The 22,151-nt window shown below is 64.3% G+C and carries 20 protein-coding genes; 13 read left to right on the top strand and 7 right to left on the bottom strand.

Features of this window, described 5'->3' with window-relative positions; translation table 11 throughout:
• Positions 1–80: 80 nt before the first annotated feature.
• Both KI794_RS11095 and KI794_RS11090 read left to right on the top strand, forming a co-directional pair.
• Positions 81–569, top strand: a complete 489-nt coding sequence (locus KI794_RS11095) for a hypothetical protein (RefSeq protein ID WP_255808129.1) — start codon at positions 81–83, stop codon at positions 567–569.
• Positions 566–862 carry a hypothetical protein gene (locus tag KI794_RS11090; RefSeq protein WP_255808128.1) on the top strand — a complete coding sequence of 99 codons (297 nt, stop codon included), beginning with the start codon at positions 566–568 and terminating at the stop codon, positions 860–862. Before KI794_RS11095 ends, KI794_RS11090 begins: the two co-directional genes overlap by 4 nt.
• 273 nt (positions 863–1,135) lie before the next feature.
• On the opposite strand, the gene KI794_RS11085 is transcribed toward KI794_RS11090, so the two are convergent.
• The 4 genes from KI794_RS11085 to KI794_RS11070 form a co-directional block, all read right to left on the bottom strand.
• Complete coding sequence (locus tag KI794_RS11085; protein ID WP_255808127.1) at positions 1,136–2,251, bottom strand: Zn-dependent alcohol dehydrogenase; 1,116 nt, start codon at positions 2,249–2,251, stop codon at positions 1,136–1,138.
• 19 nt (positions 2,252–2,270) lie between these two features.
• A complete protein-coding gene (locus KI794_RS11080) occupies positions 2,271–2,882 on the bottom strand; it encodes a hypothetical protein (protein ID WP_255808126.1) in 612 nt (203 codons plus the stop codon).
• Positions 2,879–4,333, bottom strand: coding sequence for an APC family permease (locus KI794_RS11075; protein ID WP_255808125.1), 1,455 nt, complete (start codon positions 4,331–4,333; stop codon positions 2,879–2,881). The genes KI794_RS11080 and KI794_RS11075 overlap by 4 nt, the downstream gene beginning before the upstream one ends.
• A gap of 187 nt (positions 4,334–4,520) precedes the next feature.
• A complete protein-coding gene (locus KI794_RS11070; protein WP_255808124.1) occupies positions 4,521–6,107 on the bottom strand; it encodes a PucR family transcriptional regulator in 1,587 nt (528 codons plus the stop codon).
• A 188-nt stretch (positions 6,108–6,295) separates the two neighbouring features.
• Between KI794_RS11070 and serA the strand changes: the two genes are divergently transcribed.
• Positions 6,296–7,885, top strand: a complete 1,590-nt coding sequence (gene serA, locus KI794_RS11065; protein WP_119279064.1) for a phosphoglycerate dehydrogenase — start codon at positions 6,296–6,298, stop codon at positions 7,883–7,885.
• 38 nt (positions 7,886–7,923) lie between these two features.
• Here the strand turns inward: serA and KI794_RS11060 are convergent, their stop codons facing one another.
• Entirely contained in the window at positions 7,924–8,259 is a 336-nt protein-coding gene (locus tag KI794_RS11060; RefSeq protein ID WP_255808123.1) for a hypothetical protein, read from the bottom strand.
• Positions 8,260–8,506: 247 nt separating this feature from the next.
• On the opposite strand from KI794_RS11060, the gene KI794_RS11055 reads away from it, so the two are divergent.
• The gene (locus KI794_RS11055) at positions 8,507–10,768 is read left to right on the top strand and encodes a polyribonucleotide nucleotidyltransferase (RefSeq protein ID WP_119279060.1); all 2,262 of its coding nucleotides are present in this window, start codon (positions 8,507–8,509) and stop codon (positions 10,766–10,768) included.
• Between the two features lie 103 nt (positions 10,769–10,871).
• On the opposite strand, the gene KI794_RS11050 is transcribed toward KI794_RS11055, so the two are convergent.
• Entirely contained in the window at positions 10,872–11,126 is a 255-nt protein-coding gene (locus KI794_RS11050; protein WP_119279058.1) for a hypothetical protein, read from the bottom strand.
• A gap of 87 nt (positions 11,127–11,213) precedes the next feature.
• On the opposite strand from KI794_RS11050, the gene KI794_RS11045 reads away from it, so the two are divergent.
• Both KI794_RS11045 and KI794_RS11040 read left to right on the top strand, forming a co-directional pair.
• Positions 11,214–11,681 (top strand): MarR family winged helix-turn-helix transcriptional regulator, encoded by a 468-nt coding sequence (locus KI794_RS11045; protein ID WP_119279074.1) that lies wholly within the window; start codon positions 11,214–11,216, stop codon positions 11,679–11,681.
• An 83-nt stretch (positions 11,682–11,764) separates the two neighbouring features.
• Complete coding sequence (locus KI794_RS11040) at positions 11,765–13,123, top strand: M16 family metallopeptidase (RefSeq protein WP_255808122.1); 1,359 nt, start codon at positions 11,765–11,767, stop codon at positions 13,121–13,123.
• 62 nt (positions 13,124–13,185) lie between these two features.
• On the opposite strand, the gene KI794_RS11035 is transcribed toward KI794_RS11040, so the two are convergent.
• The gene (locus KI794_RS11035) at positions 13,186–14,706 is read right to left on the bottom strand and encodes a biotin carboxylase (protein ID WP_119279054.1); all 1,521 of its coding nucleotides are present in this window, start codon (positions 14,704–14,706) and stop codon (positions 13,186–13,188) included.
• A 41-nt stretch (positions 14,707–14,747) separates the two neighbouring features.
• On the opposite strand from KI794_RS11035, the gene dapB reads away from it, so the two are divergent.
• The 7 genes from dapB (at position 14,748) to KI794_RS11000 (ending at position 22,150) form a co-directional block, all read left to right on the top strand.
• Positions 14,748–15,503, top strand: coding sequence for a 4-hydroxy-tetrahydrodipicolinate reductase (gene dapB, locus KI794_RS11030; RefSeq protein ID WP_119279052.1), 756 nt, complete (start codon positions 14,748–14,750; stop codon positions 15,501–15,503).
• Entirely contained in the window at positions 15,500–15,949 is a 450-nt protein-coding gene (locus KI794_RS11025) for a hypothetical protein (protein WP_119279049.1), read from the top strand. The genes dapB and KI794_RS11025 overlap by 4 nt, the downstream gene beginning before the upstream one ends.
• A 125-nt stretch (positions 15,950–16,074) precedes the next feature.
• Positions 16,075–17,673 carry an APC family permease gene (locus tag KI794_RS11020; RefSeq protein ID WP_119279047.1) on the top strand — a complete coding sequence of 533 codons (1,599 nt, stop codon included), beginning with the start codon at positions 16,075–16,077 and terminating at the stop codon, positions 17,671–17,673.
• A 364-nt stretch (positions 17,674–18,037) separates the two neighbouring features.
• Positions 18,038–18,847 carry a thymidylate synthase gene (locus KI794_RS11015; protein WP_255808121.1) on the top strand — a complete coding sequence of 270 codons (810 nt, stop codon included), beginning with the start codon at positions 18,038–18,040 and terminating at the stop codon, positions 18,845–18,847.
• Between the two features lie 11 nt (positions 18,848–18,858).
• On the top strand, positions 18,859–19,344 hold the full coding sequence (locus KI794_RS11010) for a dihydrofolate reductase (RefSeq protein ID WP_370647888.1): 486 nt from the start codon (positions 18,859–18,861) through the stop codon (positions 19,342–19,344).
• 137 nt (positions 19,345–19,481) lie between these two features.
• A complete protein-coding gene (gene dapA / locus KI794_RS11005; RefSeq protein ID WP_119279041.1) occupies positions 19,482–20,459 on the top strand; it encodes a 4-hydroxy-tetrahydrodipicolinate synthase in 978 nt (325 codons plus the stop codon).
• A 14-nt stretch (positions 20,460–20,473) separates the two neighbouring features.
• Positions 20,474–22,150 (top strand): ribonuclease J, encoded by a 1,677-nt coding sequence (locus KI794_RS11000; protein WP_119279039.1) that lies wholly within the window; start codon positions 20,474–20,476, stop codon positions 22,148–22,150.
• Position 22,151 lies beyond the last annotated feature (1 nt).

Genomic DNA, 22,151 nt, shown 5'->3' with positions numbered 1-22,151 from the left:
GGTGCGGGGCGGAGCCGAAGGGGATCGCTCGGGATCGCATTCTCAGAACCCTCGCGCGGAAGCTCGATAGCATTGTGAGCATGCGAACGGGAAGTGGCGATGAGCGTGAGAGCGCCCTGCACAGTGGGTGGACCGTGGAGGCCACCCCGACTATCGAAGACCCGGCAGTAGCGGCAACCCCTGTGGGAGCAACCGCGGAGGCCGCTGCTGAGTCCGCCGATGAGGCAGGCGCTGGCGAGCGAGAAGCGCAGCCACAGCAGATGAGCAATCTGACGGTCGTGCTGCTCGGGCTCTCAGGCGGCTTGTTCATGCTCTACGCCTGGGTATGGATGAGCTGGGCGCAGTATTACGCTGACGTCAACGCTGCGGCTGCTGCGGGGAGCGGCTCGATCGGTGGTGTGCTCCAGCAGATCGTCTTCTGGATCGCCCCTCTCGCACCCGTCTTCTGGTTCATTTCGGCACTCGTGCTTGCACGCGCGCACACGCGAAAGCTCGTGTTCGCGCTTGTTGCCGGGCTCATCGTTACCTTCCCCCTGCCAATGGTGTTTCTGAGCGGAGCTGCACTGTGAACGTGAAGTTGATCTCTGCGTGGGGCGCCGCTGTGGTGATCATCGCGCTGTACGCCTACGCAGTTGTCGCCGGCATCGGAAACCTCATGGGGATGTCGACCTTCCTCGGCGAAGCTCTCGGGCCGCTGCCCTGGACGCTGCTTGGGCTCGCGATCTTCGTGCCAATTGGTGCGCTGCTCGTCTCGCTCCTCGTTGCCAGGGGACGCACGGCTTGGGTGCGAGTATTGCTCCTCGCGACAGGGCTTTGCGTCGCCGCAGCGGTGCAGCTCGAGATCATGCACCTCATCTCGTAGCTGCTGTGCCGCTGGCTCGCCGCCGGCCCGCCGAGCCCGCCGGCCCGCCGAGCCCGCCGGCCCGCCGAGCCCGCCGAGCCCGCCGAGCCCGCCGACCCGCCGAGACCGCACGCGCCCTCCGACACCGCCTGTCTTTCACTTAAGAAACAGGCGGTCTCGGAGAGCGCGTGCGGTCTCGGCCGCGGTCTCGGCTGGAGGTCGGGGTCGGGGCGAGAGCCGGGGCCGGGCCCGGCCCAGGTCGGGGCCGAGCCGAGCCAGGCCGGCAGGAGGCTGTTAGCCGCTGTACTCGATGACAGTGCGAATACCGCGCCCCTTGCGCATCTCCGCGAACGCCTCGTTCACGCCGCTGAGGGGGATTCGGTCGGTCACCATGGAGTCGAGGTCAACACGGCCCTCCATGTAGAGATCGATGATCTTCGGGAAATCGATCGACTGCCGGCTCGAGCCGTAGTTCGAGCCAATGAGGCGCTTCTCTTGGTCGCTCATGACAAACGGGTCGATCGAGATCTTCACGCCGTCTGCGACCTGGCCGACCACAACGGCAGTGCCACCGCGCCGGATCGCCTCGTAGCATGCCTCGATCGTGAAGGGCAGCCCGATTGCTTCGAACGCGTAGTCGACGCCTCGTCCATCGGTGAGAGCCATGACTGTCTCGACGAGGTCGACCTCGCGGCTGTTGATTGTGTGAGTCGCGCCGAAGGTTCGACCAAGTTCGAGCTTCTCGGCGCTCACATCTGCGACGATGATCTGCTTTGCGCCGGCGAGGCGCGCACCCTGCACGACGTTCAGGCCGACGCCGCCGCAGCCGACAACGAGCACGGTGCTGCCCGGCTCAACCCCCGCGGTGTTTGTGACAGCGCCGATGCCGGTTGTCACTGCGCACCCAACGAGGGCTGCCTGCGCGAGCGGGGCGTCGCGCCGAATCTTGATCGCGGCCGAGGCCGGAACCATGGCGTACTCGCCGAACGAGCCGACTGCGAGGAAGCTTCGCACGTCTTCATCGCCGTCGCGCAGGCGCGGCTTTCCGTCGAAGAAGACATGCTGGTATGCGGTTTCGTTCGCCAGTTGGCAGAGCACGGGGCGTCCCGCAACGCAGAACTCGCACTTCTGGCATGAGGGCGTCCACGAGAGGATCACGTGGTCGTCGGCCTCGAGTCCCGTCACCTCGGAGCCGACGGCGACGACGACACCGGCGCCCTCGTGACCGAGCACGAGTGGGGCAGGGGTCTCCCAATCGCCGTCGAGCGCGTGCAGGTCGGAATGGCAGACGCCAGAAGCGACAAGACGAACGAGTACCTCCTGGGGTCCCGGCTCAGACGAGATCGTGAGTTCGCGGAGCTCGAGGGGTTCGTTCGGGCCGACGAAGACGGCCGCGTTCATGGTGATCATGATGATCCTTTCGAATGAGTCAAACTGAGAGTGGGGACCAGGTGCGGAGCGCGCGGACGATCTCGAGTAGCCGCTCGGGCTCGCCAGCGGGGAACGCTGTGGCTTTGAACACGGGCGGGATGAGCACCCACACGTAAGATCCGCCCATCGGGGTGAGCGTGAGCGTACGCGAGGTGCGCGGGCCCGACACTGTTGCGGTGACAAGGTCTACGCCGCGCAGCAAGTCGCCCACGGAACGGTGGAGCGCGGCGAGCGCCCCGCCACCGCCAGAGGAACTGGCTGCAGCGGGGCGAGCCGCGGGGAGTCCCGCGCCGCCAGCCCCAGAGCCCGCCCGCACGAACTGCGGGCCGCTGCGGGCGCGGTGCGAGAGCTTCAGCCCGGTCGGCACGTCGGACTCGGCCGGAAGGGCGACCGAGAGCGTGAGGTTGTAGACCCGCGAGAACACGAAGTTGCCGCCCGCGTAGCTCAGGGTGACGTCGATGCCGTCCCGGGTGCGTGCCGTGACCGAGGTCATGTCGCTCGCCACGACCTCGCCAAATTCGGTAGCGGTTCGCAGTAGCGCGGCGCGGGCACGATCGACGATCGGTCCCGAACCCGCGAGCGGGTGCTTGCGCACGCGTGCGTGTGTCATCGAACTTCGCCGTCTGTCTCGCGCTGCAGGACCGACGGAGCCGCGAGCGGCGAGCCGAGCTCGTCATCGCCCAGACTCTCAGAACGCACGACGATGTTGTTCTGTGTGTGCGTGAGGTCTGTCGGGGTGAAGAGCGGGAGTCGGTTGCGCTTCAGCCAGATCACGCCGAACAGTGCGATCGCGCCGAGGATGATTGCAGCGCTCGACCAGATGACGATGCGCTGGCTCATCTCGGGGACGATGAACACGATGAGGTAGACGCACGACGCAATGCCGAGAATCTGGGGCAGCGGGTAGAACGGCGTCTTGAACGGACGGCGCGCGTTCGGGTAGCGCTTGCGAAGCACGATGACGTCGATCTGGGCGATGATGTAGCTGAACAGCCAGGTCGTACATGCGATGCTGATGAGGTTCAAGATCAGTTCGATGCCGCCCTCGGCGAAAGTCGAGTAGAGCAGCACCGAGGCCATGCACGCGGCTGTCACGAGCATGCCTGCCCACGGTACGCGAGTGCGGCGGCTGACCTTTGCGAGCCACTTCGGCAGGAGGCCCTCGTTTGCGAGGCCGTAGAGCATCCGCGGGATCGCCGCGAGGTATGAGTTGCCGGTCGAGAACGACGCGAGGATCGTGACGACGGTCATGATGACGCCGCCGGCGGCGCCAAAGATTGCTGTCGCGCCGACGACGTGCGGGATCGAGGAGCTCGCCATCTCGCCAAGGTCGGCGAAGCGGGTCGCGCCCCAGCCGAACAGCACGTCGACGACAAAGATCGTGCAGACACCGACGATCATCGCGGCCGGGATCGTCTTCCACGGCTTCTTGACCTCTTCGGCGAGGGGAGCAACGAACTCCATGCCGATGTAGAGCCAGATCGCGACGGCGCCCATTGACGCGAGGGTGCCCCAGTCAGTGTTGAGTGCCGGGTTGTCGACGGGCGTCTGGCTGGTGAAGCCAAAGACTCCGGCCAGGCCCATGATCGCGAGGATGCCCATGAGGCCGAACACGACCGGGATTTGCACGCGAGCGAAGATGTCGACGCCCGCGATGTTCAAGACGAGCAGGATCGCGAGCAGGAGGAACGAGAACGCCGCGGCAGGGAAGCCCGTGAGGCTTTCGAATGAGTCGCCGGCGACCATCAGCTGGGTGCCGCCGTCTGCCGAGACGAGCACGAGGTAGCCACCGAGCACCGCGAGGATCGCTGGGAGTCTGCCGAGCGCGGGGAGGGTGTACTCGCCGACCATTCCGCCGCCTGGCAGCATCGACGCGAGCTCGCCGTACGAGATCGCGACCATCGTGATGATGATGAGGCCAATGAACGCAGGAATCGCGAACGCGAGTCCGCCAGTGCCAAACCCGTTGCCGAGGGAAACCATCGCGGTTCCCGAGACCACGAGTCCTGTTGATGCCGCGTAGGCGGCGCCGAAGCCGAGACTTCGCTTGAGTTTTGTCATACATCGCTCCTTTGCGGTGGGGGCCGGTGGGGCCACACTCAAGCATGCGGAATCCAGAGCGTTGGCGCATTCGCCAGTTTGCACAAATATCGGTGCTGTGCCGACGGTTTGTCGGGTGGGCGGATACGTGGCGTGTGGCTAATTGTCGATAAGGCTATGGCCTCATCGACATTTTGTTGGAGAGGCCTTAGTTCTGTAGATATCTCAGCGCGAGCGCGAGCTCCGCACGCGCCTGGAAATCCTCAAGGTCTGTGCCAGTCAGCACCGAAATCTGCTGCAACCTCGCCCCAAGAGTGTGCCTGTGGATGCCGAGGTCTCGCGCAGCTGGCAACGGCCGGCCGTGGTGGCTGAGCCACACACGCAGCGTCGTGAGTAGTTCGGTGCCGTGCTCGACGTCGTAGGTGGTCACTGGGCCAAGCAATCTGCGTGCGACGTGAGCGGCCTCCGAGGAGTCGATGAGGTCCGACACTCCCTCTCGCCAAATGTCGGGGAAGGCGGTGACGGTCGCGGCCTCTCGCCGGAGGCCGAACTCCGCCGCCTTCTTCGCCTCGTCCAGGGCCAGTGCGAGCCCCTCCCAGCGGTCGCAGCGTGATCTACCGAGCGTGAGCGGGAACGTCTCAAGATGAGCGATGACCCTATCGGCGTCGCGCTCGTGTGCGAGAACTGCGAGGTCGCCACGATACTCCGCAAAGAAGATTCCGAGGTCCTCTTGAAGCTGCAGCGCCTCCAGTGCAGGCAGCACCCGAACCGTCTCGACGTCGCGCGGCACCCCAACGATCGTCACAAGCGGTACCTGGGGGAGTGGTCGCCACACGCTCTCGACGATGTGGGAGGTCACGCCAACATTTCCAGACAGCACGAGCTGCAGGAGTGCGTCGCGCAGCGTCGAGTGTAGCCGCTCAAGCGCCTGGTTCTGCTCGAGCGAGACACTCACGAGCGCAAGCACGCTCGACAGCACGTTGCGCGAGACGTCATCGAACGCCTGGCTTAGCGTCAACACGAGCATCCCGCTCGGCTCGCCTGGCTCCCCGAGCAGCTGGAGGATCGCTTCAACGTCGGCGGTGACCTGTGCTGAACGGAACCGCTGGCCGCCCGCGAGTGTTTCTTGCACAATCGCGGTGAGCTTTGGCTCAGAGAGGCGTCTCCCGTCTGGCGCGTCAATCACGATCACGGGGTGACCGAGCGGGTCATACAGGGCAACACCACAGCCGAGCTGCCGTGCGGTCTCCCGCAGCGTCGCGCTGAGTCCGTCGCGCCGCGTCGCGGCATTCGCGATCGCTTTCTGCGCCCGCAGCGAGCGCCCGTACCGCTCCGTCTGGTCGCGCTGCAATACGCGGGACGCCTCCTGCAGGATGTCCATGAATGAGATCTCGTATGGCACTTCGAATAGGATGAGGCCATGGCGCCTACACGCTTGGGCGAGCGGGTGAGGCACCCCGCGGTGCAGCACGTCGCTGCCAAACCCGATTCCGATTACACCGTGCGCGGCGACGAGCGCAACGTAGTCCTCGTACACGCGCTCAAGGCGAGCTGGGGAGACGCGGACCTCTGGGATTGCGGGATCGGCGGCCTCAGTGACTGGAAACTGCCAGCCGAGGGTGAGAATCACCTCAGCAGGGCCGAGGAACGGCGTCGGGTCGACCATGTCCGTGGCATGCAGCCACTCGAAGTCGCGGTCGAGCGCTTGCTCATCGGTCGTGCCCTCCTCGCCGCCAACGATCAGGTTGAGGTGGAGCGACGGGTTCTGGAGAAGCTTGCGAAGGCTGAGGGACACGACACCATCGTAAGTGGCAGCGGCGCCATCGCGCCGAGAAATCGCACGCAACTTCACCGGCGAGAGGCCTGAACGGGCAGTCACGCTGCGTCACGCGTGAAAGCGCGCGCATATTCGAGCAGTAGACTGGGGATCCGCGCTCCTGCGCCTCAACATGTGACGCTTCAACTATGCCGAAGGAACCACTCGTGACAAAGCCGGTCGTGCTGATCGCCGAAGAACTTTCGTCCGCCACTATCGCCGCGCTCGGCCCCGACTTTGACGTGCAGAACGTCGACGGTACCGACCGCGACGCACTCCGATCGGCGCTCGCAACCGCCGACGCTGTGCTCGTGCGATCGGCCACGCAGCTCGATAGCGAGGCGATTGCTTGGGGGCCGAACCTCAAGGTCATCGCCCGCGCGGGCGTGGGTCTCGACAACGTCGACATCAAGGCTGCGACGCAGGCTGGCGTCATGGTCGTGAACGCGCCGACGTCGAACATCATTAGCGCGGCTGAGCTGACTGTCGCGCATATTCTCGGCCTCGCGCGCCACCTGCCTCGGGCCCACGGCTCGCTGTCTGCGGGTGAGTGGAAGCGCTCCTCGTACACGGGTACCGAACTCTACGAGAAGACGATCGGCATTATTGGTCTCGGCCGGATTGGTGCGCTCGTCGCCGAGCGGCTGCGCCCCTTCGGTGTTGAGCTCATCGCGTTCGACCCGTACGTGACTGCCCCACGCGCCCAGCAGCTCGGAGTCCAGCTCGTGTCGCTCGAGGAGCTCGTGGAGCGCTCGGACTTCCTCACAATCCACATGCCCCGCACGCCCGAGACGCTCGGCATGATCGGTGCAGAGCAGCTGAAGGCAATGAAGTCGACCGCGTACGTGGTGAACGTCGCTCGCGGCGGGCTGATCGATGAGGCCGCGCTCGCTGAAGCGCTCGCCGCAGGCGAGATTGCTGGCGCCGCGCTTGACGTGTTCGTGCAGGAGCCGCCCGCCGATAACTCGCTCACCGGCCTGCCGAACGTAAACGTCACCCCGCACCTCGGCGCTTCGACTGCTGAGGCGCAGGAGAAGGCTGGCGTCGCGGTTGCGAAGTCCGTGCGCCTTGCGCTCGCTGGCGACCTCGTACCCGACGCTGTCAACGTTGCCGGCGCTGGCATCGACGAATACGTCCGCCCGGGCCTGCCGCTCACCGAGAAGCTCGGCCAGGTGTTTGCAGGCCTCGCTGCAGGCGCGCTCGCCTCGATCGACATCGAAGTGCACGGCGAGCTCGCCGAGCACCGCGTTGAGGCGCTCCGCCTGGCGGCGCTCAAGGGCATCTTTTCGAAGATTGTCTCGGACCCGGTGTCATACGTGAATGCCCCACTCCTCGCGGAGCAGCGCAATGTCGAGGTCCGTTTCTCGACCGATGCAGTTGCCGAGAGTTTCCGCAACATCATCACGATTCGTGGTTCGCTCACTGACGGCACTCAGCTGTCGGTCTCGGGCACGCTCACTGGCCCGAAGCAGATTGAGAAGCTGATCGAGGTCAATGGCTACGACGTCGAGCTGCCGCTCACTGAGCACCTGCTCGTGCTCAGCTACACAGACCGCCCTGGCATCGTCGCGACGCTCGGCGGGAAGCTCGGTGACGCGGGCATCAATATCGCGAGCATGCAGATCGCGCGCGACGAGAAGCGCGGCATGGCGCTCTCGGTGCTGACGATCGATTCGCCGCTCGCTGAGGATCTCGTCGATTCGCTCGCCGAGTCGATCGGTGCGGAGGCGGCGCGCGCTATCGTCGTCGACGCGTAACCCAATCCTGCTGAGGGGCTAGGCCGAATGATTGCGGTCTAGCCCCTTTTGCGTTCCTCTGACCTTCGGAGGCTGTCGCCCGCGAGCAGTGCCCCGCATACGAGTGCTGCCAGCGCAATCCCAGCTGTCGCGATCGCGCCATCGGACGTCTCGAGAAAGCTCGTTGCGGCCGGATGCGCGGTGCGAACCTGATCGGAAAACTCCCACCAGCCGTCTGCGCTCTTGGCGTTCGTGAAGCTCGTTCGGCGCGCTCCGTCAAGAGACTCGGCGAGCCATGGGCGGACGATCGCGTTGAGTACGATGGCGACGCCGACCGGAACCGCGACGCAGAGGGGGAGCATGAGCGCCCGGAACCGAGTACGTGATCGAGGCATACGGCGAGTGTATCGGCGAGGGATCCTCCGCCCGTTCTGAGGGGGCCGATGCTATCCTGGCCATGCGGGTATCACCCCGCGTCAATGTTGAATCGAGCCCGTCGGTGGTGGGCTGGTCTTCGGTGGTGGATCTCTCTGAGTAAACTCCAGGGCGGTCGTCTACTGAACATCAGCTCCGGATCGCACCGCGTTAGCGCAGCAGCGCTTCCGGACTGCCCCCGCGTGCTCACGTATGTAAGGAGTACCCGTGGAGGGTCCTGAAATCAAGTTCGCCGAGGCCGTTCTCGACAACGGTAAGTTCGGCAAGCGCACCATCCGCTTCGAGGCAGGCCGCCTCGCACAGCAGGCGCAGGGCGCGGTCGCCGCGTACCTCGACGAGGAGACAATGCTCCTCTCGGCAACGAGCGCCTCGAAGCAGCCGAAGGATCACTTCGACTTTTTCCCGCTTACCGTGGACGTCGAGGAGCGCTCGTACGCTGCAGGCAAGATCCCCGGCTCGTTCTTCCGTCGCGAGGGCCGTCCCTCGACCGAGGCGATCCTCGTCTGCCGTCTCATCGACCGCCCGCTGCGCCCGTCGTTCGTTGACGGCCTCCGCAACGAGGTGCAGATCGTCGTGACCGTGCTGTCGATCGCACCGGGCGAGTTCTACGACGCGCTCGCGATCAACGCCGCGTCGATGTCGACCCAGATCTCGGGCCTGCCGTTCTCGGGCCCGATTGCGGGCGTCCGCCTCGCGCTCATCGGTGACCAGTGGGTCGCGTTCCCGAACGTCGAGCAGCTGAAGGACGCCGTTTTCGACCTCATGGTCGCCGGCCGCGTTGTCACCAAGGCTGACGGCACCGAGGACGTAGCGATCATGATGGTCGAGGCTGAAGCGACCGAGGATTCCTGGAACCTCATCAAGGGCGGCGCAACCCGCCCGGACGAGGCGATCGTCGCGCAGGGCCTCGAGGCGGCAAAGCCGTTCCTCACCCAGCTCGTCAAGGCGCAGGAGCAGCTCGCCGCGCAGTCGGCCAAGGAAGTCCAGGAGTACCCGGTCTTCCTGCCGTACACCGACGAGGTCTACGCAGCGGTCGCGGCACTCGCTGAGACCGAGCTCGCTGGCATCTACCAGATCGCTGACAAGCAGGAGCGCCAGGACGCCGACGACGCACTGAAGGCGCGCGTCAAGGAGCAGATCGCGGCCAAGGTCGAGGCAGGGGAACTCCCCGCCGAGGCAGACGGCCAGGTATCGGCCGCCTACAAGTCGGTCACGAAGAAGATCGTTCGCGGCCGGATCCTCACCGACGGTGCTCGCATCGACGGCCGTGGACTTCGCGACATCCGCGCGCTCGACGCAGAGGTGCAGGTCATCCCGCGCGTGCACGGCTCGGCGATCTTCCAGCGCGGCGAGACCCAGATCATGGGCGTCACCACGCTGAACATGCTCAAGATGGAGCAGCAGATCGACTCGCTCTCGCCCATCACGTCTAAGCGCTACATGCACCACTACAACTTCCCGCCGTACTCGACCGGTGAGACCGGCCGCGTTGGCAGCCCGAAGCGACGCGAGATCGGCCACGGCTTCCTTGCTGAGCGTGCGCTCGTTCCCGTGCTGCCCGCACGCGATGAGTTCCCCTACGCGATCCGCCAGGTATCCGAGGCGCTCGGTTCGAACGGCTCGACCTCGATGGGTTCGGTCTGCGCATCGACCCTGTCGCTGCTCAACGCTGGCGTGCCGCTCCGCGCGGCCGTCGCGGGCATCGCGATGGGCCTCGTGTCCGACACCGTGAACGGCGAGACGCAGTACGCGACCCTCACCGACATTCTCGGTGCGGAGGACGCGCTCGGCGACATGGACTTCAAGGTCGCAGGCACCTCGGAGTTCATCACCGCGCTGCAGCTCGACACGAAGCTCGACGGAATCCCGTCGGACGTTCTTGTCGGCGCTCTCGCGCAGGCGAAGGAAGCCCGTACCGCGATCCTCGACGTCATGGATCAGGCGATCGACACTCCTGACGAGATGGCGCCCACCGCGCCTCGCGTCATCAGCGTGCAGATCCCGGTCGACAAGATCGGTGAGCTCATCGGGCCCAAGGGCAAGACGATCAACGGCATCCAGGACGAGACCGGCGCCGACATCTCGATCGATGACGACGGCACCGTCTACATCGGCGCAGTCGATGGCCCGTCGGCCGAGGCTGCTCGCCTGCAGGTGAATGCGATCGCGAACCCCCAGAACCCTGAGGTTGGCGAACAGTACCTCGGTACTGTCGTGAAGAACGCAGCTTTCGGCGCGTTCGTCTCCCTGCTCCCGGGCAAGGACGGCCTGCTGCACATCTCCGAGGTGCGCAAGCTCGTCGGCGGCAAGCGCATCGAGTCGGTCGACGAGGTGCTCTCGATCGGTCAGAAGATCCTCGTGAAGATCACGAAGGTCGACGATCGCGGCAAGCTCTCGCTCGAGCCCGTCATCGAGGAGGCAGCCGCTGACGCTCCTGCTGAGGCAGCAGCTGAGGCTGACGCCGAGTAGTTCTCGCTACACGAGCACGGCGCCCGTCGCTCCCGAGAGGGAAGCGGCGGGCGCCGTGCTGTTGTTGGGAGGCGCCACAAGGGGTTGCGGCGCCGGGGTGTTGCTACTTGTCGCGGCTGGGGATGAGCCCGAACGCGATCCAGAACCCGATTGCGTCGACGACGATGCCGCCGCCGAACAGCCAGAACGCCCACTCGTGCATGCTGAACGCGAGGGCCATCATGTAGAACCCGCCGAAGACGAGCACCATGGCGAGTACGACGAGCAGCACTTCAGAGAAGGGCATGCGGGGCGTCGGGCTCGGCTCGAACAGACGTTCCTGTGCCGGCTTCTCGGGGGCGGATTCGCCGAGAGACATAACTTACCTCACTAATGATTTGTGCGCTAATGAATGCGATGCGAATCAAGTATAGGCGAGCCCAGGGAAATGCGCGACAATGAGAACATGAATGACGTGGACCCGCTGCTACTGGAGCGTCAGGTGTGCTTCGCACTCTCTGTCGCATCGCGAAGTGTGATTGGTGCGTACAAGCCCGTTCTTGACCCGCTCGGCATCACGCACCCGCAGTACCTCGTCATGCTCGCGCTCTGGGAACATAAGCAGCTCTCGCTCAACGGACTCGCGCAACTGCTGAGTCAAGAGCCATCGACGCTGTCACCACTCGTCAAACGTCTCGAGCGCGAGGGGTTCGTCGCCCGCGTGCGCAGCACGAGCGACGAGCGCAAGCTTGAGATCACCCTTACTGACGTGGGGGAGGCGCTGCGTGAACGGGCCACTGCAGTCCCTGCGGAGATGGCACGCCGCCTCGGGATGACTGTCGAGGAGCTCACCGGAATCCACGAGTCGATGCTGCGACTCGTCGAAGCCGCAAAGCGTGCTGGCACGGTCGATGAGTTGGTCTCGGGGAACTGATGCTGCTCGGCGTGCGCCAGCGTTCCGCGTGACGCCGCGCCTCACTGACCAGATTCACCGGCGCGGCGGACTAGTCTGGAGTGATGCGCGAACCCATTCTGTTTCCTCTCGACCTACCCGAACTCTCAGTTGAGCTGGGCGGCGGAACGATCCGACGCACGGTGCATCCAAGCGGGCTGCGGATCCTGACCGAACACATGCCGGCAGCGCGCTCAGCGACAGTTGGATTCTGGATCGGAGTCGGCTCACGCGACGAACAAGCCGAGCGAACAGACGCACCCGGCAGCCTGGGGTCGACCCACTTCCTTGAGCACCTGCTTTTCAAGGGCACGCCGGCTCAGGACGCCTACCAGATCGCCACGAGCTTCGATCGCATCGGTGCCGAGCACAACGCGCTCACCGCCAAGGAATACACATGCTATTACGCGAAGGTGCGCGACGCCGACTTCGAGCACGCCGTCGGCTCGCTCGCCGACATGGTCACGAACTCGCTCCTCGATGCCGACGAATTCGAGATGGAGCGGGGCGTGATTCTCGAGGAGCTCGCGATGGCCGCCGACGATCTCGGCGACGTCGCGAGCGAGCGATTCTTCGAGGAAGTACTCAAAGACCACCCGCTTGGGCGCCCGATCGGCGGCAACCCAGACACGATCCGGGCAGCCAATCGCGACGACGTGGATCGTCACTACCGTGACCGTTACGACCCGTCGACCCTCGTCGTCACTGCTGCCGGAGCGGTAGACCACGACAGGCTCGTCGAGATGGTGCTCGCCGCTCTGAACGCCTCGCACGAAGAGCGCTGGCACACCGACCGCGCCGGAGTTCCCGAGCGCCGGGAGCGCGGCGGCCTTGAGCCCGTCGATACCCGTGCGGCGGGGGAGGGGTTCGTGACCGTCGAGCGCCCGAGCGAACAGATCAACCTGCTGCTCGGCGCCCCAGGCTTTGTGGCAGGGGACCCGCGCCGGTTCGCCTTCGGCATGATGAACTCGGTGCTTGGCGGGGGCATGTCGAGCCGACTGTTCCAGGAGATTCGCGAGAAGCGTGGACTCGCCTACACAACGTACTCGTTCGGCGCGAGCTATTCAGACGCCGGACTGTTCGGGATCTTTGCGGGCAGCGCGCCTGAAAAGACCGCGCAGGTGATCGAGCTCAGTAAGCAGGAGCTCGCGAAGATCGCCGCAGACGGCATCACCGAGGAAGAGTTTGAGCGGTCGCTCGGGCAGATCGCTGGATCGTCGGCGCTCGCGCTCGAAGACACCGAGACCCGCATGGGGCGCCTTGCCCGCGCTGAGCTCGGCGCCGGCGAGTTCTACGACCTCGACACTTCCCTCGAACGGTTCGAAACGGTCACGGCAGACGAAATTAAGTCGGTCGCCACCCACTTCGCACACGCGCCGCTCACCGTCGTCGCTGTCGGCGACACTGGCAAGATGCCTCGGTAACGATTTCGGCGCCGCGACAACCCAATTGGGTTGTCGCGGCGCCGAGGCGTCGTTCGTTCTGGCTACTCGCCGCGGAGGCGGCGAAGTCCCGCACGCCAGTAGCGCTGGATCGTTGGAACCTTCTTGCCTTCGTACTTACCGAGAATCGAAGGGATCAGCTCCTTCGTGCCCTCGGTGAGGGCGTAGTGGTCCTCCTGCGAACGGCGACGTGTAATCAGCATGCCGATGTCGACGCCCTGCGAGACGATCTCACCCGGGCCGCTGCTGCGGAACCAGAAGGCCTCGTTTGGCTCGTCGATCTCCTGCCAGTCAATGTCAGGAGACACGAACTCGAGGGAGCCCCCAGCGCCGATCCTGTACCTGCCGGTGCGTGGGGCGACAGTCGTGCGCTCTGTTTGAGGGCGCTGGTGCTGAATCACGAGCGTGCTCCAGGTTTGGCCCGCGACGGCCGCGCTGCTTTCAGCGTGGATCGCGTCGAGGTCAAGCGTGAAGTCAGTCCCCGAATACTCAAGCACGTGGAACGCGAACAACGGCAGCGCCGGATGAGTTTCGGCGTTTCCTGGCGCAGTCGAGAGGCCCTGCAGATTCGAATGTGAAGAGGATCCGCTAATGCGCGGATTGAGCTCGCCGAGGTACACCTCGCCAGTATCGGTATCAAGCAGCGTGCTCACTTCGAGAATGCCGCGGTAGCCCTCCTGCGCCAGCCTGTCGCAGAAGCGCTGAACGACGCCCGAGACCCGAGCGCGCGTCTCGTCGCTCACAAGTGACGGATACATTTCGCTGCCTGCCCAACCGCCCTTGTAGCGCGTGAGCTCTGGGTGCCCGGTGATCTCACGGAGGACAGGGCCGACGACGGTTCCCGCGCTCGTGATCACGGCCTCGGTCGCGAGCGGTTGGTGGTTGATGTAGCGCATCACCTTGATCGTCGGCGCCGAGGCGCCCGAACCCGAGATTTCGCTGGCGATGCGATCGAAGTCAGCGCGCGATGAGACAAAGTACGTCGTGCGGCCAGAGTCACCGTAGGGAAGCTGGATCACGAGGTTCTCGCCCAGGTCGTGCTTCTCTGCCTGCGCGCGGAGGTCGTCCCAACCAGAGACAGTCGTGAGGATGTTCGGCACGCTATACGTCTCGGCCTCATTTCCGAGCTCGGTTGTGACAATTTTCGAGTCAAGGTGCTTTCGCAACTTGATCGACGGCATGATGAGCTCGTACCCGAGCTCAGCGCACAGTCGCTCTGATTCCTCATCGAACATCGCGATCGCGATCTGCGGCGTAAAGCCGGCCGGCGTGTGCGTACGGATGTGCGCCTGAACCTGGTCGTTCTGGAGCAGCCAGTTCACAACGTTGATGTTGCCGCGCGGTTCGAGCTTTGGCACGTTGCTTGGGGAGAAGCAACGCGGGTTCTTGCCGTCCCAGCTGTCGCTCAGCGTGATGTAGCTGAAACCCTTCACGGCACGGTCGACGCCAAGGAGGTTCGTCGCGCTTCGGCTGAGATAGAAGATCGGTTGCGGGGACTCTGCGAGGTATGTCTTGATCTCGTCGAGAGTGCGGAGCGTCGCCTGGGGGCGCTGAGCAGCAGTCATACTTCGAGGCTACCGCAGCCTCGCCTCGCTAGACTCGAAACATGAGTGCGAGTGTGACGAGTGTTGCGGTTGCTGGGGCGTCAGGGCGGCTCGGTGCGTTGATCTGTGATGTGGTCGAGAACCACCCCGACTTTGAGCTGTCAGCTCGGCTCTCGAGCCGGAGTGGGGCCGACGACGGCGCTGACGCCCAGATCTTCATCGACGTCACGACGCCCGAGTCGTCGCCTGCCCTCGTCGAGCGTGCGGTCAGGCGTGGACAGCGGGTTCTCGTCGGGACGAGTGGGTGGTCGGCCGAACGGCTGAGCGACCTCGAAGAGCTCGTAGCCGAGGTCGACGGCGCCGGAGTCATTGTCGTTCCGAACTTCTCGCTTGGCTCAGTGCTCGGGACGGCGCTCGCGCAGATCGCAGCACCCTACTTCGATTCAATCGAGGTCATTGAGGCCCACCACCAGGGAAAGATCGACTCACCGTCGGGAACGGCCGTGCGCACCGCCGAGCTCATGGCTGGCGCCCGAGCGCACGCGGGCCGGGAACCCATCGACGCGCCATTTGCCGATCAGCGCGCACGCGGGGAACTCGTCGCTGGAATTCCAGTACACAGCCTGCGGCTCGCAGGCGTCGTTGCGCGGCAGGAAGTTCGGTTTGGAGGAGCCGGAGAAGTACTCACCGTGCAGCACGATACCTACTCAGGCGAGAGCTACGTCGCCGGGATTCGGGCTGGGCTCGAGGCCGTGCGCGACGCGGCGGGTCTCACCGTTGGGCTCAACCGAGTCCTCGGCCTCGGAGCTGGCCTGTGAACGCGCGCACGCGCGCGATCCTTGGCGTCTCGCTCATGAGCGCGCTCCTCGTGCTCTACTTTGCGTTCGCCGGTTTGAAGGCATTGGCGCTCTTGGGCACTGGCGATGCGATTGCGGTGCTGATGGGCGTCGCACTGCTCGTGTTCCCGATTCTCGGTGCCTGGGCGCTTGTGCGGGAGATCATGTTCGGATTCGCGTCGACGAAGCTCGTTGATGCGCTCGCGGAGGCGGGTGAGCTTCCGGAGGAGTTGGTCGACGTCGAGGTGACCCGCGCCGAGGTGCGCCAGGTCGCCGACGCTGCATTCCCGAAGTACCGAGAGGCGGCGGAGGCGCCTGGCGCGGGCTGGCCGGAGTTTCTGCGACTCGGGCTCGTATACGACGCGGCCGGCGACCGAAAACGCGCCAGAAGTGCGATTCGACAAGCGATTTCGTTGAAGCGTGGCTGATTTCGTTCAATATCGACGGTAAATTAGGGCATATCGCCCGAGTCTGCTTACAATCTTCCGCGTACAAGATGGCCTGCCCACAAGGCACCAGGTCATTGAAATCCGATGGAGGACGATAGAACGCGATGAGTAAATACGACCTCGGCGACGCCGACCCGGCTACCCGAACACTCGATTCAGTTTCGGGTATCAGCAAAAAGGGTCTCGAATCCGGCACCGTGGGTGTGATGGGCGCGCTCGTCATCGGTCTTTCGGTCTGTGCACCCGCGTACACGCTGACGTCGGCCATCGGCCCGGCAGCAAGTGAGGTCGGTTACCAGACTCCCGCGATCTTCCTCATGGGCTTCCTGCCCATGCTGCTCGTCGCAATCGGCTACCGCGCGCTGAACACTGCGATGCCAGACTCGGGCACATCGTTTACGTGGGCGACCCGCGCATTCGGGCCCTGGATCGGCTGGATGGCCGGCTGGGGCCTCATTGCTGCCACCGTGCTCGTGCTCTCAAACCTCGCCGGCATCGCGGTTGAATTCCTGTTCCAATCCATCGCGATCATTGCTGACAATCCTGACATCGCGCTCTTGTCGGACAACAAGTTCATCAACATTGCCGTCTGCCTCGGCTTTATGGCGATCGCAACGTTCATCTCGTACCGGGGCATGACCTCGACGAAGATCTTCCAGTACATCACCGTCTTCTTCCAGGTAGCGGTCATGCTGTGGTTCGCGACAGCCATGTTCATTGGCGCCGCTGATCCCGCGAACACGGAGGGCAAGCTGCCCGAACTCTCGTGGTTCAACCCGCTCGAGGTCTCATCCTTCAGCGCATTTGCCGCCGGCATCGCTGTCTCAATCTTTGTCTACTGGGGCTGGGACACTGTGCTCACCATGGGTGAAGAAACCAAGAAGTCCAAGGGGCGCATGTCGACCGAGAGCAAGGCTGCGATGATCCTCGTGCTGATCCTTGTCGTCATGTACGTCGGCACCGCCGCGGCGACAGTCGCATACGCCGGAATCGGTGACGGCCCCACGGGCCTCGGAAACACCGACATTGCAGAGAACGTCTTCGCCGCGCTCGCACACCCGGTGATGGGCCCCGCCGCGATCTTCCTGTCGCTCGCGATCCTCGTCTCGGCGATGGCCTCGATTAACTCGACAGCAATCTCGCCCGCACGGACGCTCCTCGCCATGTCGCACTACGGCGCGATCCCCGCGTCAATCAAGAAGATTCACCCGAAGCACAAGTCGCCCTACGTCGCGCTTTTCCTCTCCTCGATCGTTGCGTCGGTCTTCTACGCGATCATGCGCTTCATCAGCGAGGACGTGCTCTGGGACACCATCACCGCGCTCGGCATGATGGTCTGCTTCTACTACGGCATTACGGCGCTCGCGAGCACCTGGTACTTCCGTAAGCTGGCGCCGCGCGAGGGCCTCGGGTCGCTGCTCTCGAAGGTCATCCTTCCAGGCCTCGGCGGACTCCTGCTGCTCGTTGTCTTCGTGCAGACGACCATCGACAGCCTTGACCCGGCAGCCGGTTCGGGCAGCAACATCGCTGGCATCGGGCTCGTCGGCCTGATCGGCATCGTGATGCTCGGCCTCGGCGTCGTGCTCATGGTCATTCAGTCGCGCGTCTCGCCCCGATTCTTCAAGGGCCAGGTGCTGAGCACCACTGACGCGACGAACGACACGTCGGCGCTGGAGCTCTTCGACGACGGCCTCGACGGCTAGGTTTGTCTCGAGACTCAGGCCCGCGCTGATTCGGCGCGGGCCTGAGGTGTGTTCGGGGGGCTGCACTGGTGCTCGGCCCCGGCCTCGGCACGTATCCCTGGGATCTGCAGTAGCTATGCAGTCTGGGCTTTGGGAGGGCAGATGTTCTGCAGATCTCAGGTGTAGCGTTCGGTGGATGCCTGGGCGGAGCCCGCGTCCCAGCCCCCGCCTCTGCCCCTCCGGGGCCAAGCCTCGGCACGTATCCCTGGGATCTGCAGTAGCTATGCAGTCTGGGCTTTGGGAGGGCAGATGTTCTGCAGATCCCGGGTGCGGCGTTCGACCGCAGCCCGGGCAGCCCACACGCAAGCGCTGTACGATTGATTGCATGAGTGCAGCCGTGATTCCGACACCGTACGAGGACCTTCTCAGGGAAGTGCTTGAGCACGGCACACAGAAATCGGATCGCACGGGCACTGGCACCCGAAGCCTGTTCGGCAAGCAGCTCCGATTCGATTTGTCAGAGTCGTTCCCGCTCATCACGACGAAGCGCGTCCACTTCAAGTCGATCGCGATCGAGCTCTTGTGGTTTCTCCGGGGCGACAGCAACATCGGCTATCTCTCCGAGAACGGTGTGAGTATCTGGGACGAGTGGGCTGACGAACAGGGCGAGCTTGGGCCTGTCTACGGTGTGCAGTGGCGCTCCTGGCCGACCCCGGGGGGCGGGCACATCGACCAGATCTCCGAGATCATTGAGCAGATCCGCACGAACCACGACTCGAGGCGTCTCATCGTGTCTGCGTGGAACGTTGCTGACATCCCCGATATGGCCCTCGCGCCGTGCCACGCGTTCTTCCAGTTCTACGTCGCAGACGGCAAGCTGTCATGCCAGCTTTACCAGCGTTCGGCAGACATGTTCTTGGGGGTTCCGTTCAACATCGCCTCGTATGCGCTGCTCACGCTCATGGTGGCGAAGCAGACAGGTCTTGAGCCGGGTGAGTTCGTGTGGACTGGCGGTGATTGCCACATCTACGACAACCACGTTGAGCAGGTGACCACGCAGCTGGCCCGCGACCCGTTCCCGTACCCGCAGATGAAGATCGCCGACCGCGATTCGATCTTCGACTACGAGTACGAGGATTTTGAGGTCGTGGGCTACCAGCACCATCCGGGAATTAAGGCGCCGGTGGCTGTGTGACTACGCTCGGAATGATTTGGGCTGAGGCCCGAGGCGGTGCGATCGGCCGCGATGGCACGATGCCGTGGCACCTTCCCGAGGACCTTGCACACTTCAAGCGGATCACGCTCGGCGCGCCCGTCATCATGGGACGGCGCACATGGGAATCACTGCCCGAGCGCTTCCGTCCGCTGCCGGGGCGCGAGAATGTCGTGGTGTCGCGCGATCCTGATCTGGTGATCGACGACGCGCAGACCGCGACAACGCTTGACCAAGCGATTCGCCTCGCCGGTGGCGATCGCGCCTGGATCATGGGCGGCGGCCAACTGTACCGCGAGGCAATGCCTGTTGCGCACGAACTCGTTGTCACCCGTATCGACATGGATGTGGAGGGCGCCGACACGTTCGCACCTGAGATCGGCGATGACTGGGCGCTCGTCGACGGGGGAGAGCCCCTCGTCGCGGCGAGCGGTCTCGGGTACCGCTTCGAACGTTACGAGCGCAGGCGCGCAGCGTAATCGATCTGGAACGCCTCGGCGTGGGGCTCCCTCGCCGCGCCCGGTTTCGTTGCGCGTTCGGGCAGCCGCGGTGACGTGCGGTGCAGTTTTGAGTAATGCTGGCGGTATCGCGGTGGCCGATCCGGTAGCCTAGTGAGGTGGCAAACGTAGAGAATCCTTTCGGGCAGGTGCTCGTCGCTCTCATCACCCCCTTCGATTCCGATGGTGAGGTTGATTGGGCTGCGACCGAACAGCACATTGAAGATTGCATCGTGAGTGGCGCAGACGGCATCGTCGTCACCGGCACCACGGGCGAGACCTCGACTCTTACGGACCCAGAAAAGCTCAAGCTCGTCGAGGTGGCCAAGTCGGTCAGCAGCGGACGAGCGAAGATCATCACCGGCGGCGGCTCGAACGAGACCGCGCACGCGATCGAGATGTACAAGGCGAGTGAGCGTGCCGGCGCCGATGGCGTCATGATCGTGACCCCGTACTACAACAAGCCGACGCAGGCTGGTCTGCTCACCCACTTCCGCATGGTCGCTGACGCAACCGACCTGCCCGTGATCCTGTACGACATTCCGGGACGCGCTGGTATCCCGATCAAGTACGAGACGATCCTGCGGCTCGCGAAGCACCCAAACATCCTCGCCGTGAAGGACGCAAAGGGCGACCTCAGCGAGGTCAGCCGCGTGCTGAATCAGACCGACCTGATGTACTTCTCGGGCGATGACCCGAACGTGCTCCCGCACCTGTCGATCGGGGCGACTGGCCTCATCGGAGTGACTGCGAACATTGCGGCGGCGCCGTACCGGGTGATGGTTGACGCGGTGAACGCTGGCGACCTCCACACGGCCCGTGCCGCGCATCAGCAGCTCGAACCGCTCGTTCGCGCCGCAATGACGCACGTGCCCGGTACAGTCGCAGTAAAGTACATCCTTCACGGCCTCGGCCGCATTTCGAGCCCCCGCGTTCGGCTCCCGCTTGTCGGGCCCGAGGAGTGGGAGGCCGCGCTCATTGAGGACGAGTTGTCACTTGTTCGCGACCTGCCCGGCGTCGACTTTTCAAACTTCAGGCCGGACCGCAACGCGGCTGCCGGCGGTGCTCTGCCCAAGATTGCAGGCACCACCCGCTAATAACAGGAGGCCCAGTGCCCAACCCCCCTTACGCACCGCCCAAGCTCAAAAAGGGCACCCTACGGATTACGCCGCTCGGCGGCCTCGGCGAGGTCGGCCGAAACATGACAGTCTACGAGATCAACGGCAAGTTGCTCGTGGTGGACTGTGGCGTACTCTTCCCTGAGGAGCACCAGCCAGGTGTCGACCTCATCCTTCCCGACATCACCCAGATTGAGGATCGCCTCCAGGACATCGTCGCTGTCGTGCTCACGCACGGCCACGAGGACCACATCGGTGGCGTGCCATACCTGCTCAAGCGCCGCGAGGATATTCCCCTTGTCGGCTCGAAGCTGACCCTCGCGTTCGTTGAGGCGAAGCTGAAGGAGCACCGGATTCGCCCGAAGAGCCACCTTGTGGCTGAGGGCGATCGCGTGAAGTTCGGGCCGTTCGACCTTGAGTTCATTGCGGTCAACCACTCGATCCCTGACGCGCTCGCGGTTGCGATCCGCACTGAGGCCGGCATGGTCATCGGCACGGGCGACTTCAAGATGGATCAGCTGCCACTTGACGGCCGCATCACCGACCTGCGCGCGTTTGCTCGTCTCGGCGAAGAGGGCGTTGACCTCTTCATGACAGACTCGACGAACGCCGAGGTTCCTGGCTTTACAGCCCTCGAAAAAGACATCGGACCGGTGCTTGAGCGCGTCATCGAGAAAGCGAGCGGCAAGGTTGTTGTCGCGAGCTTCTCGAGCCACGTACACCGAGTGCAGCAGGTGCTCGATGCGGCCTCGAAGAACGGCCGCCGGGTCGTGTTGCTTGGCCGCTCGATGGTTCGCAACATGAAGATTGCTGCCGATCTCGGGTTCCTCGACGTCCCCGAGGGTGTGCTCGTAGATCTCAAGAAGAGCGGCGATATTCCGGATCACCGCATCGTCTACATGTCCACCGGTTCGCAGGGCGAGCCGATGGCCGTGCTCAGCCGGATGGTGAACAAGGAACACCAGGTTGAGGTTGGCGCTGGCGATACCGTTATCCTCGCCTCGAGCCTCATTCCGGGCAACGAGAACTCGGTATACCGCATCATTAACGGGCTCATGAAGCTTGGCGCGAACGTCGTGCATAAGGGCAACGCGAAGGTCCACGTGTCGGGCCACGCGTCGGCTGGCGAGCTCATGTACTGCTACAACATCGTGCGCCCGAAGAACGTTATGCCGATTCACGGCGAGTACCGCCACCTCATCGCGAACGCGGGCGTAGCGATCGAGACCGGTGTGCCGCAGAACCGCACGATTATCGCTGAGAACGGCACGATCGTCGACCTGCACGACGGTGTCGCGCGCGAGGTTGGACAGCTCGCGATCGACTTCATCTACGTCGATGGCAAGAGCGTCGGCAAGGTGACGGACGATGACCTCCGTGACCGTCGTACCCTCGCAGAGGAGGGGTTCATCTCCGTGATCACTGTCGTTGAGACGACCCTCGGGCAGATCGTCTCGGGCCCCGAGATCCACGCGAAGGGCGTCGCCGAGTCCGATCACGTCTTCGACAAGATCAAGCCGCAGGTTGCTGACGCAATCGAGAAGGCGATGAAGGAGGGCGTGACTGACCAGCACGCGCTGCAGCAGGTTGTGCGCCGCACTGTCGGCCGCTGGGTAGGTACGAAGCTGCGCCGCAAGGCAATGATCGTTCCAGTTGTGGTGGTGGTATAGC

Origin of the sequence: Leucobacter aridicollis (genome assembly GCF_024399335.1) — a bacterium.
In the GTDB taxonomy this organism is placed as follows: Bacteria; Actinomycetota; Actinomycetes; order Actinomycetales; family Microbacteriaceae; genus Leucobacter; species Leucobacter aridicollis_A.
This window is presented reverse-complemented; position numbering and strand designations above follow the sequence as displayed.

Coding starts and splice junctions, on each gene's coding strand:
- KI794_RS11095 (WP_255808129.1), top strand. CDS start 81: ATGCGAACGGGAAGTGGCGATGAGCGTGAGAGCGCCCTGCACAGTGGG.
- KI794_RS11085 (WP_255808127.1), bottom strand. CDS start 2,251: ATGATCACCATGAACGCGGCCGTCTTCGTCGGCCCGAACGAACCCCTC.
- KI794_RS11080 (WP_255808126.1), bottom strand. CDS start 2,882: ATGACACACGCACGCGTGCGCAAGCACCCGCTCGCGGGTTCGGGACCG.
- KI794_RS11075 (WP_255808125.1), bottom strand. CDS start 4,333: ATGACAAAACTCAAGCGAAGTCTCGGCTTCGGCGCCGCCTACGCGGCA.
- KI794_RS11060 (WP_255808123.1), bottom strand. CDS start 8,259: ATGCCTCGATCACGTACTCGGTTCCGGGCGCTCATGCTCCCCCTCTGC.
- KI794_RS11050 (WP_119279058.1), bottom strand. CDS start 11,126: ATGTCTCTCGGCGAATCCGCCCCCGAGAAGCCGGCACAGGAACGTCTG.
- KI794_RS11045 (WP_119279074.1), top strand. CDS start 11,214: ATGAATGACGTGGACCCGCTGCTACTGGAGCGTCAGGTGTGCTTCGCA.
- KI794_RS11040 (WP_255808122.1), top strand. CDS start 11,765: ATGCGCGAACCCATTCTGTTTCCTCTCGACCTACCCGAACTCTCAGTT.
- KI794_RS11035 (WP_119279054.1), bottom strand. CDS start 14,706: ATGACTGCTGCTCAGCGCCCCCAGGCGACGCTCCGCACTCTCGACGAG.
- dapB (WP_119279052.1), top strand. CDS start 14,748: ATGAGTGCGAGTGTGACGAGTGTTGCGGTTGCTGGGGCGTCAGGGCGG.
- KI794_RS11020 (WP_119279047.1), top strand. CDS start 16,075: ATGAGTAAATACGACCTCGGCGACGCCGACCCGGCTACCCGAACACTC.
- KI794_RS11015 (WP_255808121.1), top strand. CDS start 18,038: ATGAGTGCAGCCGTGATTCCGACACCGTACGAGGACCTTCTCAGGGAA.
- KI794_RS11010 (WP_370647888.1), top strand. CDS start 18,859: ATGATTTGGGCTGAGGCCCGAGGCGGTGCGATCGGCCGCGATGGCACG.